Origin of the sequence: Alicyclobacillus acidocaldarius subsp. acidocaldarius Tc-4-1 (assembly GCF_000219875.1) — a bacterium.
GTDB classification, from domain to species: domain Bacteria; phylum Bacillota; class Bacilli; order Alicyclobacillales; family Alicyclobacillaceae; genus Alicyclobacillus; species Alicyclobacillus acidocaldarius_A.
On the sequence record NC_017167.1, the window covers coordinates 1,101,152 to 1,116,904 of the forward strand.

Here is a 15,753-nt window from a genome sequence, read left to right on the forward strand (position 1 = left end):
AGGTAGGACGCATGGAAAAGAAATATATTGAAAGTTTCTATCCACCTTCGAGTCACCGGTTGCCAGCTCGCGCATTCTACATTCCTCATGCCACAGAACAAGAAGCGCTTGCAAGCGGGCTTTATCGCGCGTCCACACGAATACTGCCTTTGGAGGGTAAGTGGAAGTTTCGGTTGTTCGAAAGCCCTTACGTTGTCCCGGCGGAAGTTTCCTTGGCTGATTTCGACGACTCGTCGTGGGATGAGATACATGTGCCTTCTAACTGGCAGATGGAGGGTTACGGACGACCACACTACACAAACGTCATGTATCCTTATCCGGTTAATCCTCCAAAAGTTCCTTGGGAGAATCCTACAGGTTGTTATCGGACAAGATTTTTTCTGCAGAATCAAGATTTTGATAGAGTTCACTTGAGGTTTGAGGGAGTCGATGGACTGTTCCAAGTTTACGTTAACGGCCATGACGTTGGGTTCGGCTATGGAAGCCGACTACCTTCTGAATTTGATATCACCAATATTGTTCATGTTGGTGAGAACGTTATTGCAGTGGTCGTGTGTCAATGGTCGGCTCAGTCTTATCTAGAGGACCAGGATATGTGGTGGCTATCTGGAATATTTAGGGACGTATATATCTTGAAGAGGCCTTCAACGTACTTAGCCGATGTTCGGGTTACAGCGCTGTTGGGGACCGATGGACTGACCGGCCATTTACAGGTAGAAGTCGAGCTGGGCGGAGTTGGCTCAGCCAATGAAATCGTTCCCTTGCGACTTAAACTAATGGACAGTGATGGAAATCATAAGATGCTTGAACAGACTAGCTTCTGCGATGGTGTGGCTACTTACGAAACTGAGATCTCAAACGTACGTGCATGGACGGCCGAAACCCCGAATTTGTATACCCTGCTTGTATCAATCAATTCGGATACTTCGTGCGCGGAGCATGTCGCCCTACAGGTAGGCTTCAGGAGAGTTGAGATTGAAGATGGCCAGCTAAAGGTGAATGGTGTCCCTATCATACTTAAGGGTGTAAACAGGCATGAACATGATGCTCGTCTCGGCCGTGCTTTAACGTTGGACGTTATGGTGCGTGATATTCAAATGATGAAGCAGCATAATATCAATGCCGTTCGTACAAGCCACTATCCGCACCATCCCATGTTTTATGATTTGTGCGATCGATACGGTCTATATGTGTTAGACGAAGTCGATCTCGAGTGTCACGGCTTCGTGTTGACGAAAAACTGGGACAGGTTGAGTGACGATCCCGAACTAGAGAATGCCTATGTTGAGCGACTTGAACGAATGATTCGCCGGGACCGGAATCACGCCTGTGTCATTATGTGGTCCCTTGGTAACGAGTCAGGCTATGGCCGTAATCATCGGGCAATGGCAGAACGGGCGAGAACTATCGATCCGTCAAGACCCATTCACTATGAAGGTGAAACAAGAAGGCTGCTGGAACTTGGTTCTGATCTGCAGCTTGCTGTGATGGATGTGTACAGTACGATGTACACGCCCATCGATGAATTGAGCAAGCTTGGAGACATGGACCTTCCGAAACCGCACATTTTATGTGAGTTCGCTCATGCGATGGGAAATGGCCCTGGTGGGCTGAAGGAGTATGTCGAGTTGTTTTATCAAAAGCGACGGTTGCAGGGAGGTTTTGTATGGGAGTGGATTGATCATGGGATCCAGGCCTATACGGACGATGGAAGGCCCTACTTCGCGTACGGAGGCGATTTTGGGGATGAACCAAACGACTCAAATTTCGTCATAGACGGCTTGGTATTTCCTGACCGGACTCCGTCGCCAGCGCTGCTCGAGTACAAGAAGGCCATTGAGCCTGTAAGGGTTCTTGGATTCGACCGTTCTTCGGGTAAAATCAGGGTTCAGAATCGCTATGACTTTTTAAGCCTTGATTGTCTGGTCGCACATTGGTCGATTCAAGATGAACAGTCCGTATTAGCTAGTGGCATGCTGGAGTTGGAGCCGATAGCACCAAAATCTATCGGAGAAATTGAGGTGCCTTGCACTGAACTGCTACACATGTACGGAGACCGCTGCTTGACCCTAACTGTGAGATTTGTCCTTCCTCAATCGACAGATTATGCGCCAGCGTTTCATGAAGTCGCTAATTTCTGTGAGCATATGGAGCCAAGTGACTGGACTGCAGGGATTGACGTGTATCAATCGATTGGGAGATTTCAAGTTATAGAAACAGACACTACCATTCGCATTCGTGATGACTCGTTCTCCATTGACTTTGATGTTCATCGAGGCAAGATCGCTCTGTTGGGGTATCGAGGTTCGGCGATCATCACGTCTCCACTGTCGATGTCGTTTTGGAGAGCGCCTACGGATAACGACGACCCACCGAATCGAGACATGTTCTCAGTGGCCAACGTTTGGCGTGATTACGGTGTGAATCGGCTCTTAGAGTCAGTGTTAAATGTACAACTCCAGAAGAGTGATGACATCGTACGTGTTTCCGTTGTGTCGCGTGTCGCACCTGCTGGTTTGTCCTGGGGAATGGTCTTGCGCTACGAGTACGTTTTCACTCATGGTGGATTTATAATGATTCGAGTGTCCGGCATGCCAGAGGGAGCATATCCTCCAACGCTGCCTCGCATAGGACTATCAACAACTACGCATTTGGACTTCGTGCACGTTAACTGGTTCGGGCGAGGGCCTGGAGAGAGTTATCGCGATTCTAAAGAGTCGCAGCTTATCGGAAGATACCGGGCATCTGCTGATGACCTGTATACGCCATATGTACATCCGCAAGAGAATGGAAATCGCGCAGATGTATTCTGGGTTTCTATCACCAACAAGTACACGGAAGGTTTGTTGATCACAAGTCCAAGAACCCTTAACTTTCAGGTGAGCAGGTTCAGTGTGGAGGATGTTGAGCGTGCTCGGCATCCATACGAGTTGGAAGCTCGTCCTTGGAGATACCTGCGAGTTGACTTTTCTCATCACGGGCTTGGGAGCGCCAGCTGTGGACCTGGTCCCCTTCCCGAGTACCAATTGCGTACTGAGCCATTCGAGGGAACCGTGTACCTAGCACCTTTTGCTCGAAATGAGATTGATGAGTCTCTGTTGCGTAGAATGGTCACGGAACGGTTTGCTTCGTTCTAGGTAGTAGAGCGTTTTGCAGATTTCTAAGTCCTTGTAGGGCAAGGGATTTCGGGGTACAAAAAAAGGACTTCACCCCAAGCTTCGAGCCCACATTTCGCGCCCGTTTTTTGGGCTTGTGTTCATTTTCGACAGGAATTTTGACGTATTGGCTACCGCGATCCGAATGATGGAGCGTGACACATCCTTGTCTGCGCCGTCCTCGTCGATAGGCCTGATCAAGTGCGTCCAAGCAAAGTTCTTTCGTCATGCGTGCATCCGCACGCCATCCGACGATCTTTCGGTAAGCGTAAACTGAGACCCACATGGCTTTCATCCTCTCGTCGCTTGAAAATGTCATCATCAAGCCACGGGAGGGTTCTTGTATGCGAGAGCACATGTCTCACCAGGAGCGTCGTGAGCTTTGGCGTGAACGTATCGCTGCCTTCTACGACAGCGGCCAGTCCGCCAGTCAGTTTTGCGCTGAGCACGGTCTGAAACCCCATCAGTTCTGGTACTGGCTTCGCCGACTACGAAACGAAACCGCACCTGGCACGCATGACACGACGTTCGTGTCGGTCGTGACAACCTCTTCACCTTCGGACGCAGGCCGTTCGCCCCTGACCCTGCGCATTGGTTCGGTCGAGATTGACGTCCGTCCCGGCTATGACGCGTCGACACTTGCTGAGCTCATTCGGCTCGTGATGCATGTTTGCTAGCCTTCGACTGGACTTCGGATCACCGCGTGTATCTCGCCTGTGGCGCCACAGACATGCGCAAATCCATTGACGGACTCGCCGCACTCGTTCAGGCGTCGTTTCAACTCGATCCGTTTTCGCCATGCCTGTTTGTCTTCTGCAATCGGCAACGGGACAAGCTCAAAATCTTGCACTGGTCGCACAACGGCTTTTGGCTGTACTATCGGCGCTTAGAGCGCGGTCGATTCGATTGGCCAGAGACAGGAGATGCCAAGACCATGGTGATCACACGGCGAGAGCTGAACTGGCTCCTGGATGGCCTGCCGCTCGAGCAGCCGAAAGCGCATCGAGCTGTGCATGTCCGTTCTGCGATTTAAGTAGGCCACCTCAGCAGGAATCGGATCTAGGCCGTCGAATGCTTAGGGCATGACGCAGGAGAACGGCACCATCCTCATGACCGAACAAGAATACGAAGCCCTTCAGCGAGAAAAGGAGCAATTGCGCCAACAGGTGGCCTACCTGGAGGAGCAGATCCATCTGCTCCGTCATCGTCTGTTTGGGGCTTCCAGTGAAAAGCGGCGCAAGACCCCGGCTGAGTCGGACAGCGTCCAGCTCCCGTTGTTCAACGAAGCCGAAGTCGAGGCGGACGCCCAACCTTCGGAAGAGACCGGGGAAGCCGATGCAGAAGTGACGTCGGAAGGCGTGGAGACGGAGACCATCACGTATGAGCGCCGGAAGCCTCGTGCGGCACGGGAGCGTGACGCCTGGCTGTATCAGGGCGAAGCAGACGAGGTCGTCGAATACCGACTGTCAGATGACGAGCGAGTCTGCTCGAAATGTGCGGGTGAGCTTCACGAGATGAGCCGTGAGATCACGCGACGCGTGAAAATCATCCCGGCGCAGATGAAAAAAGTCGAGTACGTGCGGTACGTGTACGCCTGCCGGCACTGTGAAGCGCAGGACGTGGAGACCCCTGTGGTGCGCGCGCCGATGCCGAGGCCGGTGCAGGCGAAGAGTCTCGCGACGCCAGAAGCGGTGGCATACGTGATGACGAAGAAGTTCGTCGACGGGATGCCATTGTACCGGCAAGAGCAACAGTTTGCGCGGCACGGGTATCCGCTGTCCCGCCAAACGCTGGCGAATTGGGTGGTGCACGCGGCGGAGACGTGGTTAGAGCCGCTCTATGCGAAACTTCGCCAAGTGCTCCTGGCTCAGCGCTATCTGCATGCGGACGAAACGACTCTGCAAGTGTTGCATGAAGCCGGGCGCGCGGCGCAGACCCAGTCGTACATGTGGGTGTACCGGAGCGGTATGGACGGACCGCCTATGGTCCTGTACGACTACCAGGAAACGCGGAGCGCGGAGCATCCGCGACGGTTCTTGGCAGGGTTTCAAGGGTATCTGCACGTGGATGGATACGCGGGCTATGAGGGCTTGCCGGATGTCACCCTTGTAGGATGTTGGGCACATGCGCGGCGAAAGTTTGACGAAGCCCTAAAGGCAGTGCCTCCCAAGGAGCGAAAGGGCAAGACGGCTGCCGAAGAAGGATTGTCGTATTGCAACGCGCTGTATGCGGTGGAGAAGAAGCTGAAGAACGCAAGCGCCGAAGAGCGACAACGTGTGCGGATGGCCAAAAGTAAGCCCATCCTGGACGCGTTTTTGGCATGGCTTGAAAAGCAGGAACAGCAGATGTTGCCGAAGAGCGCGTTAGGACGGGCGGTGAATTATGGCCTGAAGCAGTGGCCCAAGCTGATTCGGTACGTCGAAGACGGGCATTTGGAGATCGACAACAACCGATGCGAGCGGTCATTGAAGCCGTTTGTGATCGGACGGAAGAACTGGCTTTTTGCCAATACGCCGCGAGGAGCACGGGCCAGTGCTGTGACATACAGCATCGTGGAGACAGCGAAGGAGAATGGACTGAATCCGACCGCGTATTTGACGTATCTCTTTGAACGGATGCCGAACATGGACCTCAAGGATGAAGCGGCGTTCGAGGCATTGTTGCCTTGGTCAGAAGGGCTCCCTGATGGGATTCGAGTGAGAAATTGAAAATTACAAAGGCCCTGCCCGATTGACGGCAGGGCGTCTTCGTGAATGCGATGCGTAAGGTGTGGTTCGGTTGACGCTTACATCTTTCGAGTATACAAGTCCTCCACGCTCGCCAGATACAGCCACCCCTCGTCGGTCGGGATGTACGTGATATCGGCCATGTACACCTGACCGGGATGCTCCGTCACAAAGCGTTGGTCGAGCACGTTCTTGTGCACAGGATACGTGTGTTGCGACGCCGTGGTGGCCTTGTGCTTGCGCACCGTCCGGCTTCGGAGGCCGTGCTCTTTCATCCAACGCGCCACGGTCTTTTGAGCAATGCGTTCTCCTTCTCGACGAAGAAGTGCCGTAACCTTCGGACTGCCGTACAAGCGCCTGGACTCCACAAACAACTCGTGAATCCGTCGAATCAAGCGCTTGCGTCGCTTCGCACGTTGGCTTTCCGGGCGTTTGCACCAGGCGTAATACCCGCTCCGAGAAACCCGTAGGAGTTGGCACATCTTCTGAACCGAAAGCTCGGAGCGGTGTGCATGGATCCAAGCGAAGGCTACTTCCGGTCGTGCGTGAAGATGCGCACAGCTTTTTTTAGGATCTCGTTCTCCTCGCGCAAACGTCGGTTTTCCCGCTCCAAATCGCGTTGGGCTTGTGCATCCGGGCGCAGGTGTCCACTTCCAACAAAGGGGTGATCGGGATCCTCACGATACTTGGCGATCCACCCATACAAGCTCTTCGGGGAAATCCGGAGATCACGAGCCACTTCACTCGCCGGTCTGTCACTCTCGAGCGCCAACTCTACTGCGTGCAGTTTAAATTCTTTGTTGTACTTCTGTGTCACAAGGGCTCACCTCGAATTCAACTTATTTTTACATTCTCGATTCGCCCTGTCCACAGTTTGATCCTAACATCACTTGCCGTGAAATTTCTCGTCCTCCGCGCGGTCATCCTCATGTCCCTTGTTCGCCATTCATACCTATCTAGAGAAAAGACGTCGTTCATGGGAGATGCCCAACTGGATTCGCAGCAACACGCCGTTTTTGTGAGCTGCCGTTGCCGGGGGTGAAGAGGTGGACTTTGCGTTCTCCGAAGAGCAAGTACAATGGCGCGAGGTCCTACGAGACTTCGCGCGGCGCGAACTGGCGCCGAAATACGCTCATTGGGACCGAACGGGTGCTTTTCCGCGGGATTTATGGAAGGCCATGGGCCGTCTCGGGCTCACGGGGCTACGGGTGTCGCCGAGGTATGGCGGTAGCGGGGCGGACTGTTTGACCACTGGGATCGCCGCCGAAGAGATCGCCCGCGGCGACTTCAACGCCGCGTACGCTGTCATGCTGAACGCGCTTTTGGCCGAGGTCCTCGAGCCGCACGCCTCGGAGGCCGTGAAGCGCGAGTGGCTCGCTCCCATGGCCGCAGGCGAGCGGCTCATCGCCATCGCCATCACGGAGCCAGGCGCCGGATCGGACGTCGCCCACATGGCTGCGCGCGCGGAGCGCGTTGGCACTGGATACGTCCTCACGGGGGAGAAGTCGGGCATCTCGCTGGCCTCCGTCGCCGATGCGTTTGTCGTGTTCGCCAAGACGCAACCGGACGCGGGCGCGAGAGGCGTGAGCGCCTTTCTAGTCCCGAGAGAGGCGCCGGGCGTGTCGGTACATCGCTACGACGATATGGGCAACGTGGCCATTGGCCGCGGGTCAGTGTTCCTGGAGCGCGTGGAGGTGCCCGTTGACCATCGCATCGGCGAAGAAAATCGGGCCTTTTACCAGCTAATGCGGGGCTTCGACCTGAGCCGCGTGCTCATCTGCCTGCAGTGTCTTGGCGCGGCGATGCAGTCGCTCGATGAGACGGCGGAGCATGTGAGGCGCAGGCGCGCGTTCGGTCGCTCGCTCGCTCAGTTTCAGGGTGTCGCGTTTCCTCTGGTGGAGTATCACACCCAGATCGAGATGATCCGCTGGTTCAGCTACCGGGCGCTGTGGTTGCGCGATCGCGGCCTTCCGCACACGAAGGAAGCGTCGATGTGCAAGTGGCTCGGCCCGCAGGTAGCGGCGCAGGCCATCCACGAGTGCATCCTGCTTCACGGCCACTATGGCTACACGAAAGATCTGCCGCTCGAGCAGCGGCTGCGGGACGTGATTGGGCTCGAAATCGGCGATGGCACGGCGCAGACGCAGAAGATCGTCATTGCGCGAGAGTGGCTGGGCAAAGACTACAAACCGTGCTGAACAGGGGGCGGGAGCGTGTCGTACACGGATATTCTCTACGAGAAGCGGGACGGGATCGCGAAGGTCATCATCAATCGGCCGGAGGTCTTGAACGCGTTTCGGTCGCTGACCGTGCGCGAGATGATCGACGCGTTTCGGGACGCGTGGGACGATCCGACCGTCGGCGTGGTGGTGCTCACGGGGGCGGGCGATCGCGCCTTTTGCACGGGCGGCGATCAGAAAGACCGCGACAGCGAAGGCTACACGGGTACGGGGGGCGATCTGGAAGAGGGCATTGGGCTCGAGATTGAGACGCTGCACGGTCTGATCCGGAGCATCCCGAAGCCGGTCATTGCAGCCGTGAATGGGTACGCGATTGGTGGGGGGCACGTGCTGCACGTCCTGTGCGATTTGAGCATCGCGTCGGATCGCGCGAAGTTCGGCCAGGTCGGGCCGAAGGTGGGGAGCTTTGACGCCGGCTATGGAACCGCTTACCTCGCGCGCGTGGTGGGCGAGAAGAAGGCGCGTGAACTGTGGTTTTTGTGCGAGCAGTACACGGCAGAGGAGGCGCTCGCGATGGGCCTCGTCAACAAGGTGGTGCCCCACGAGCGGCTGATGGACGAGGTCGAGGCATGGTGTCAGAAGATTCTCGACAAGAGTCCCACGGCGCTCAAGTTCCTCAAGTATTCGTTCAACGCGGACTCGGCGCATATCGAGGGCATCACGCGCCTGTCGATGGCATCCCTCGCGATGTACTACCGCTCTGACGAGGCGCTCGAAGGGCTTCAGGCGTTCAAGGAAAAGCGGAAGCCGGACTTTCGCAAGTTTCGGCGGCGAGATAGGTAGACGCGGGGAGGGGATGGGATGAAGCTGGAAGATAGGGTCGCCATCGTGACGGGAGGCGCGCGGGGGATCGGGCGGGCCATCTGCGAGCGCTTCGCGGCGGAGGGGGCTCACGTGGCCGTGGTCGATCTCGACCTGGACGCGGCTCGCGAGACGAGCGAGCGCCTCTGCGGGATGGGCGCCGAGGCGGTGGCGGTGCGCGCGGACGTCACGCGTCGAGACGAGGTCCAGGCGATGGTCGGGAAGGTGATGGAGCAGTTCGGGCGGATCGACATCCTGGTGAACAACGCCGGCTGGGACCGCATCGAACTGTTCCTCGACAGCCGGGAGGAGACGTGGGAGAAGATCCTTGCTACCAATTTGAAGAGCGTCCTGTACACGTGCCACGCAGTGTTGCCGCATATGGTGGCCCGCTCGTACGGCAAGGTGGTGAATATCGGCTCCGATGCGGCGCGGGTGGGATCCACGGGGGAGGCGGTTTACGCCGCGGCGAAGGGCGGCGTGATCGCATTTTCGAAGACGATTGCGCGGGAAATGGCGAAGCACCGCATCAACGTGAATGTGGTGTGCCCGGGGCCGGCCAGAACGCCTCTCTTTCAGGAGATTGCCGGGCAGAACGACAAATTGGCGAGCGCGCTGGAGCGGGCCATTCCATTTCGACGGCTCGCGGAACCGGAGGAAATCGCGAGCGCCGTGGCGTTTCTGGCGTCCGATGACGCCCGATTCATCACCGGGCAGACGCTGAGCGTGTCGGGCGGCCTGACGATGGCATAGGGCCCTGCGGCGCGAGGAGGAGAGCATGGATGAACGAGAGATGGGAGGCAAGCGTCGAGCGGCTGGTGTCGCGGGACGACGTGTGGCTGACGCGCCGACACATCGAGGAGCACCTGCGCGCGGGCCGCTGGACCGAGGAGACGTTCCTGGATCTTGTATCGCTGCACGCAGCGCAAAAACCTAACGCACCGGCCGTGATCGACGAGGACGGAGCCGTCACGACGTACGGCGAGCTCGAAAGGGCGTCGGACCAGTTCGCTCTCGGTCTTCAAGCGATGGGGGTGTGTCCAGGCGATCGCGTCGCGCTGCAGTTGCCGAACACGCACGAGTTCCTAGTGGCCCTCATGGGGACGGCCAAGGCGGGCGCGATTTCTGTCCTCTGCCACATGCCGTACACGGAGCACGATCTCGCCTATGTGCTCCAGCTGACACAGCCGAAGGTGGCTGTCGTGATGGCCACCTTTCGCAACCGGGACTATCTTGCGCCCATGCGGCGCGCCGCGGCGGACGCGGGGTGCACGTTGGCGCTTGTCGCCGTGCCGCAAGCCCCGGATGGGGACACCGTTTCCTACGCCGACTTGTTGCGTTCAGCTGCGGAGGGAGCAGGTGACTCGCTCCACGACACGCGCCCGGTCGCTGTGGATCCCTTTTTCATCATGTTCACCTCTGGCACCACAGGGCGGCCCAAGGCAGAACTCCACCTGCATGCCAACAACCTGTACTGGATACGGCAACTGAATCAGACGGCGCGGTTTGAACCAGCGGCGAAGTGGCTCGTTGTGACGCCCATCGCCCACCTCACGGGGCTCGGCATCGGGTGTCTTGGGGCCCTCTCTCGCGGCGCGCCGGTGGCGCTCTTGTCCCACTGGGACGTCCAGCGCGCCGTGTCCGTCATGCGGAGGGAACAGCCCACCTATCTGCTCGGTGCCACGCCCATGCTCGTCGATCTCGCGCGGGCGGACGATCTCACCGCCTCGTCAGTTCCGTCTCTCCGTGGCATCGTCTATGCGGGGGCGACGTGTCCCGCGGAGATCTTGAGGTCGCTCAACACCAAACTCGGCGCCGACATCTTCGCCTGCTATGGATACACGGAGGGGGCGTCACGCACATCACGCGCCCTGGGGACGGTATCGACGTCACCAGCGTGTCCTTCGGGAAACGGCTGGATGGACTCGAAGATCAGGTGGTGGATGAGCGCGGGCAGAGGCTCGAACCGCCTTGTGAAGGAGAACTCTGGGTGCGCGGCGCGAACATGATCCCCGGCTATTATCGGCAGCCGGAAAACACGCGCCGCATGTTTGATGATGAGGGCTGGTTTCACTCGGCGGACATTGTGCGGGTGGACGAAGCGGGGTATTGCACGTTTGTGGCGCGCCGCGACGACCTCATCAATCGAGGCGGCTACAAAATCGATCCCCGGGCCATCGAGGAGGTGCTGTACGCCCATCCGCGCGTGGGGCAGGCGGCGGTAGTGGCGATGCCGGACCCTCGCCTCGGCCAGCGCGCCGCATGTTTTATTGTGCCAAAGCATCCGGGCGACGTGCTGACCCTGGAGGAGGTCCAGGCGTTCTTGCGCGATCGCGGCGTAAGCAAGTCGCACTGGCCAGAGGCAGTTCAGATGATTGACAGCTTCCCCATGACGAGCACGGGCAAGTTTCAGCGCTTCGCCCTGCGCGAGCTCGCCGCGCGACTTCGCCCAGGGGCGGGCGGAGAGGGAGAGGATTCCCGCCTGTGACGTTCACCGGCGCCAATTTGACGGAGACAGCGCGTCCTCAGCCCACGACAGGCGTGCGCGTCACGGGCTGCGCTCTGCTGCGGCAAGCCATCACCAGAAGGGCACCCAGGACGCAGGCGAACGAAATGAACATCTGAATGTGCAGCCAGTACAGCGAAGGTGCGAATCGCGTCACATGGTTGACAAGAAACGTGACGGGGAGTGTCTGCAGGACGTATGCGGCGGCGAGCAGCCCCGCATACGTCCGGCGCGCCGGTGTGCGCGGGTGCCGCCGGATCAGGTGGAGCGAAGCCAGAAGCGCTGGCAGCGTGAGCACCATGTGCGGCTGTTCCACCAGCGGTGAAACGGCCACAGGTAGAAGCGCGGTCAGCCCCAGGCGACTTGCGTCGCACGTCCACGGCTTTCTCCGCATCGCGGCACCGATGACGAACAACAGCGCGACAGCGTACCCGTCAAACACGAGACCCAAGTCAGGAGACAATGGGCCGGCTCGCCCCTTGTCCCACAGAAGCTCGAGTACGCCAAGAAGCGATTGGTTGTAGGGAGCAGGGCCATTCGCCATGCTCTGTCTCCCGAACTGCAGAAAGTGCGTGGCGTACGCCGCCGTACTCTCCCAGCCTAGGAAGAGAAACGATGAGAGGACGCCCAATCCTAGGACCAGCAGCGTACGCGCCACGACGTTCCATCGCCCCTGGATGGCGAAGGCGAGCAAAATCGCAAGTGGCGTCACCTTGATGAGCGCCGCTGCAGCCAAGGCGATGGAGCCCAACGTCGGCTTGTCCAGGCGATAGACGGCGTAGAACGCGAGTGCCAGGAACGCAAACAGGATGGTATTCACGTTGCCGACGGCAAAGTCCAACTGAAAAGGCGTCAGTGTGAGCGTGGCCGCGACGGCGAGGAAGAGGTGTCCCCGCCGGATTCGCGGCCACAGCGTCTTCATGGTCCAGTAGACGCCGAATATCCCCGCCGCAATGGACATCACGCGCCACAAGGCGAGCGATGCGCCGAAGGGGAGAAGGGCCAGCCAGGCGAACATCCACGCGAACTGGGGCGGATACACGTAATGATTATGCGGATCCATCGGATAACCGTGGGCCGTCAAAAATGCGCGTTCCGCCGCCGGATCGTACAGATGGCGCCAGTCCGTCTGCCCGGCCATTACGTGCAAAAACGCGTTGTAAAAGAAGGCGTAGTCGTAGCCTAGAAAGTGGAGGCGGCCCAGTCCTTGCCATTCCTTCACGACGCAAACGCCGATCGCGATCAAGGCCATCGCAAGGGCGAGAGGTCGAATCGCATATCGGTCGGTGCGCGCGTGTGCGTCCAACCTTGATTTCCTCCCTGTAGGTTCGAAGTTCACCATGACAGCGCACCCAGCATACCACATGGTCTATCAAAATCGGCTTAGAGGGCGGCGAGCTTGCGGGATGGTCATCACGGAGCGATGTCGCGTCGCCGACGTCCATCGGCGGTCTGTCTCAAGAGATGTCTTGTTGATCGACACACAGATCTTCTAAAATGAAACTGATGTATAACAACTTAAAGGGCGATTGCGCTCCACGTGGCCTCGAGGCATCATCGAGGGATCGGGGCGTGATTGCGAGACTCCGGGGGGAATGACATGGCCACGAGGGTGGATGTGGCGCGAAGGGCAGGCGTCTCGCCGACCACGGTCTCGAGGGTCCTGAATGAAAACGGATACGTAGCGGCGGACGTTCGCGAGCGTGTGCTCCAAGCCATCAAGGAATTGAATTACGTGCCCAATCGCATGGCGCGCAGCCTGAAGATGAAGCGGTGCGGGCAATTCACCTGCATCATTTCCTCGTTGAGCAACCCTTTCTATCACGAGGTGCTCCTCGGCATCGAGCGGGCAGCCTTGGAGCGCGGCTACACGTTCTCGCTGTACAACGTGACGCGGGATCGCGAGGCGTACATGAAGCTCATTTTGGAGGGCTTTTACGACGGCCTCATGGTGCTGACGCCTTACGAAGTCATGAACGTCGTGGACCTGAAGGAGTTGTCGCACAAAATCCCCATTTGTATTTATAAGGACCGCAGTTCGGATTTCGGGCTGCCTCACGTGCACGTGGATCTGTACCGGGCCATGCGGCGGAACGTCGAATATCTGATTGAGCTCGGCCACCGCGACATCGCCTTCCTCGGCGAGTACGACGATCGCGAAGAGAATCCACGGTACGCGGGTTACTTGGACGCGATGCGCGAACATGGTCTCGTGGCCGGAGATCCCTTGGTGCAACTCGTTCCGTACCTGCGCGACACCATGTCGGCGGGGTACGAGCGAACCGCGTCGATGCTGGATCAAGGCATTCGCTTCACCGCGATTGCCGCTTCCAACGACCTGTTGGCACTCGGCGCCATCCGAGCGCTTTCCGAACGTGGGGTTCGGGTCCCTCAGGATGTCTCGGTGATTGGCATCGACGACGTGGAGCTCGCGCGCATGTCGACTCCAGCCCTGACCACGGCACGCATTCCGAAGGCGGATGTGGGCGCGAAACTGGTTCAGTTGCTCTTGGATCAGGTGGAGGGTTTGGCATCGGGCCCCCGAAGTGTCGAATTGCCGACGGAACTCATCGTCCGGGAGTCGACGTGTAGCGTACGAGCGTATAAAGTTTGAGTAGGGGGTGTTCTCGGGAGGATTTTCCGGGGACAAAGAGAAGAGACCTCACTGAGCACAAAAACAACCCGCGTTCGGAGCGCGGATGAAGAGGTGAGGTCTCTCATGTTGGATATTCGTGATGGCGCGGCGGGTTTCCTGCCGCTGTGGATGAATCTGTTGTGGTTGTCTGAGCATCCGTGCGACTTCGCGATTCTTGAAGAGAGGCTCATGAGGTCCTTCGGCGAATTCATGAGGGAAATGGTTCCGCGCTTGCTCGAAGCGTGGGACGAGAAGCTGGCGGCGGAGCGTGACCGAAATGAGTGGGAACTTATTCAGCGTAAACCACGGACGGTCGTGTCCACCCTGGGAGAGATCACGTATCGTCGGCGTTACTACCGCAATCGAAAGACGGGCGAACGTCGCTTCCTGTTGGATGAGGTAGCAGGGTTCGAACCCCGTCGTCGATTGAGCGGGAAGTTAAGAGACCAAGCTGTGGCGTTGGCTTTAGATGTGTCGTACCGGCGCGCGGCAGAGATTCTACAGACTTGGGTGCCGGACATCAGCGCGATGGCGATTTGGCAAGAAGTGCAAAGGCTCGGAGGGGAGAAGCGCGTCCGAGCGGAGCTGGAGCGGGAGAAGGTGTTCGAACAAGGAGACGCTCCGGGAGGGAGACGCAAAGCCGAGACACTCTTCGTGGAAGCGGATGGCGTGTATGTCCGAGGGCGCAGGGAGGAAGATGGCCAGTCACACTTCGAATTGAAGGTGGCCGTGGCGTATGAAGGCAAGCAGGAACAAGGGCGGGAACGGCGCGCCCTGATGAATCGACAGGTGGTCGCGGGGACTGAGGAAGCTGAACGCTTCTGGGAGGAAGCGGTGTCCTCTTTTGGCGCGTGTGGGATTGGGCCAGCGTGAAACGATGTTGGCTCGGCGCGGACGGGGCGGAATGGGCGAAGAAGGGCGTCGGAATGCTCCCTGGGGCTCGATATCGATTGGATCCCTTTCACCTGCGGCAGGCGATGGTTGCGGCCTTGGGACGGGAGACGCAGGCCTACCGGAAGGTATGGGATGCGGTGAGAACCGAGGAGTGGTCGCGGGTAGAAAAGGTGCTGACGAAGATGGAGAAGCAAAAGCGAAGGGGCGAAGAAGCAGCGTATCTCGAAGCTGAAATCATACATGGAGAAGAATTGGCAAGGCATTGTGGGCGATGATGATGTGGTGAGTCTGGGTGCAATTGAGGGCCAGGTGTTCCACCACGTGGCGCGACGGATGAAGCGCCATGGGGCACGTTGGAGCAAGCCAGGGGCGGATGCGTTAGTGCGGCTGATTGCAACGCGCGCCAATCACGAGCCTCTGCGGGCCAACACGCCTTCTCGTTCGGAAATGCAGGCGGAAGTGCCGGTGAAGACAAAGCCAGTGAACGAGGCGGAAATCGCGAGACGGGTCGAAGAAGCGGCGACTTGGCTGGAAAACACATGCCAGCATTGGTCGGTCCGCATGCGGACCGACCATGGGTGAAGTACGTGCTTCGTGAGCTCGCCAGAGTTTCAGCCACGGTTGCCTGACTCAACCTAAGCGGTGAGGTCCTCCCCTACGACAACTTGACACGGACGTAGCGTACGCGTGCCTTGACGCGCGCCGGGGGGCAGCGTATTGTAGACGTATCACGGTTGCTGAGCAGAGCACAGCCGAGCAGAGGGGGCCGAGAGGCCCGTTGAGATGAGGGGAGCGG

Annotated in this window: 14 protein-coding genes and 1 pseudogene; 11 read left to right on the forward strand and 4 right to left on the reverse strand. The window is 58.4% G+C overall.

The window, feature by feature from the left end; genetic code table 11:
- Positions 1–11: 11 nt before the first annotated feature.
- On the forward strand, positions 12–3,137 hold the full coding sequence (locus TC41_RS05110; protein WP_014463950.1) for a glycoside hydrolase family 2 TIM barrel-domain containing protein: 3,126 nt from the start codon (positions 12–14) through the stop codon (positions 3,135–3,137).
- Here the strand turns inward: TC41_RS05110 and TC41_RS17220 are convergent.
- On the reverse strand, positions 3,112–3,513 hold the full coding sequence (locus tag TC41_RS17220) for a DDE-type integrase/transposase/recombinase (protein ID WP_148260126.1): 402 nt from the start codon (positions 3,511–3,513) through the stop codon (positions 3,112–3,114). The genes TC41_RS05110 and TC41_RS17220 overlap by 26 nt on opposite strands.
- Between TC41_RS17220 and tnpA the strand changes: the two genes are divergently transcribed.
- Genes tnpA through tnpC form a run of 3 tightly spaced genes read left to right on the forward strand, consistent with a single transcriptional unit; the run spans position 3,512 to position 5,863 of the window.
- Positions 3,512–3,832: an IS66 family insertion sequence element accessory protein TnpA gene (gene tnpA / locus TC41_RS05115; protein WP_014463249.1), complete on the forward strand. Its 321-nt coding sequence runs from the start codon at positions 3,512–3,514 to the stop codon at positions 3,830–3,832. The genes TC41_RS17220 and tnpA overlap by 2 nt on opposite strands.
- Positions 3,833–3,885: 53 nt before the next feature.
- On the forward strand, positions 3,886–4,188 hold the full coding sequence (gene tnpB, locus TC41_RS05120; protein WP_049784400.1) for an IS66 family insertion sequence element accessory protein TnpB: 303 nt from the start codon (positions 3,886–3,888) through the stop codon (positions 4,186–4,188).
- Between the two features lie 49 nt (positions 4,189–4,237).
- On the forward strand, positions 4,238–5,863 hold the full coding sequence (gene tnpC, locus TC41_RS05125) for an IS66 family transposase (protein ID WP_014463251.1): 1,626 nt from the start codon (positions 4,238–4,240) through the stop codon (positions 5,861–5,863).
- 77 nt (positions 5,864–5,940) lie between these two features.
- Here the strand turns inward: tnpC and TC41_RS05130 are convergent, their stop codons facing one another.
- On the reverse strand, positions 5,941–6,399 hold the full coding sequence (locus tag TC41_RS05130) for an IS3 family transposase (protein ID WP_237700090.1): 459 nt from the start codon (positions 6,397–6,399) through the stop codon (positions 5,941–5,943).
- 11 nt (positions 6,400–6,410) lie between these two features.
- Entirely contained in the window at positions 6,411–6,698 is a 288-nt protein-coding gene (locus TC41_RS05135; RefSeq protein ID WP_014463954.1) for a transposase, read from the reverse strand.
- A gap of 229 nt (positions 6,699–6,927) precedes the next feature.
- On the opposite strand from TC41_RS05135, the gene TC41_RS05140 reads away from it, so the two are divergent.
- The 5 genes from TC41_RS05140 to TC41_RS17015 are packed head-to-tail and all read left to right on the forward strand — an operon-like array spanning position 6,928 to position 11,410.
- Positions 6,928–8,079: an acyl-CoA dehydrogenase family protein gene (locus TC41_RS05140; protein WP_014463956.1), complete on the forward strand. Its 1,152-nt coding sequence runs from the start codon at positions 6,928–6,930 to the stop codon at positions 8,077–8,079.
- A gap of 15 nt (positions 8,080–8,094) precedes the next feature.
- Complete coding sequence (gene menB, locus TC41_RS05145; RefSeq protein WP_014463957.1) at positions 8,095–8,904, forward strand: 1,4-dihydroxy-2-naphthoyl-CoA synthase; 810 nt, start codon at positions 8,095–8,097, stop codon at positions 8,902–8,904.
- A gap of 18 nt (positions 8,905–8,922) precedes the next feature.
- Positions 8,923–9,675, forward strand: coding sequence for an SDR family NAD(P)-dependent oxidoreductase (locus TC41_RS05150; RefSeq protein ID WP_014463958.1), 753 nt, complete (start codon positions 8,923–8,925; stop codon positions 9,673–9,675).
- A gap of 29 nt (positions 9,676–9,704) precedes the next feature.
- A complete protein-coding gene (locus TC41_RS05155; RefSeq protein ID WP_014463959.1) occupies positions 9,705–10,931 on the forward strand; it encodes a class I adenylate-forming enzyme family protein in 1,227 nt (408 codons plus the stop codon).
- Complete coding sequence (locus TC41_RS17015; RefSeq protein WP_041695074.1) at positions 10,913–11,410, forward strand: class I adenylate-forming enzyme family protein; 498 nt, start codon at positions 10,913–10,915, stop codon at positions 11,408–11,410. The genes TC41_RS05155 and TC41_RS17015 overlap by 19 nt, the downstream gene beginning before the upstream one ends.
- Positions 11,411–11,447: 37 nt before the next feature.
- Here the strand turns inward: TC41_RS17015 and TC41_RS05165 are convergent, their stop codons facing one another.
- Complete coding sequence (locus TC41_RS05165) at positions 11,448–12,650, reverse strand: glycosyltransferase family 87 protein (protein WP_237700036.1); 1,203 nt, start codon at positions 12,648–12,650, stop codon at positions 11,448–11,450.
- Between the two features lie 378 nt (positions 12,651–13,028).
- On the opposite strand from TC41_RS05165, the gene TC41_RS05170 reads away from it, so the two are divergent.
- Together TC41_RS05170 and TC41_RS15690 are read left to right on the forward strand one after the other, a co-directional pair.
- On the forward strand, positions 13,029–14,042 hold the full coding sequence (locus TC41_RS05170) for a LacI family DNA-binding transcriptional regulator (protein ID WP_014463962.1): 1,014 nt from the start codon (positions 13,029–13,031) through the stop codon (positions 14,040–14,042).
- 105 nt (positions 14,043–14,147) lie between these two features.
- A pseudogene (locus TC41_RS15690) lies at positions 14,148–15,586 on the forward strand (ISLre2-like element ISAlac1 family transposase).
- Positions 15,587–15,753: the final 167 nt, after the last annotated feature.

Coding starts and splice junctions, on each gene's coding strand:
- TC41_RS05110 (WP_014463950.1), top strand. CDS start 12: ATGGAAAAGAAATATATTGAAAGTTTCTATCCACCTTCGAGTCACCGG.
- tnpA (WP_014463249.1), top strand. CDS start 3,512: ATGTCTCACCAGGAGCGTCGTGAGCTTTGGCGTGAACGTATCGCTGCC.
- TC41_RS17220 (WP_148260126.1), bottom strand. CDS start 3,513: ATGTGCTCTCGCATACAAGAACCCTCCCGTGGCTTGATGATGACATTT.
- tnpB (WP_049784400.1), top strand. CDS start 3,886: ATGCGCAAATCCATTGACGGACTCGCCGCACTCGTTCAGGCGTCGTTT.
- tnpC (WP_014463251.1), top strand. CDS start 4,238: ATGACGCAGGAGAACGGCACCATCCTCATGACCGAACAAGAATACGAA.
- TC41_RS05150 (WP_014463958.1), top strand. CDS start 8,923: ATGAAGCTGGAAGATAGGGTCGCCATCGTGACGGGAGGCGCGCGGGGG.
- TC41_RS05155 (WP_014463959.1), top strand. CDS start 9,705: ATGAACGAGAGATGGGAGGCAAGCGTCGAGCGGCTGGTGTCGCGGGAC.
- TC41_RS05170 (WP_014463962.1), top strand. CDS start 13,029: ATGGCCACGAGGGTGGATGTGGCGCGAAGGGCAGGCGTCTCGCCGACC.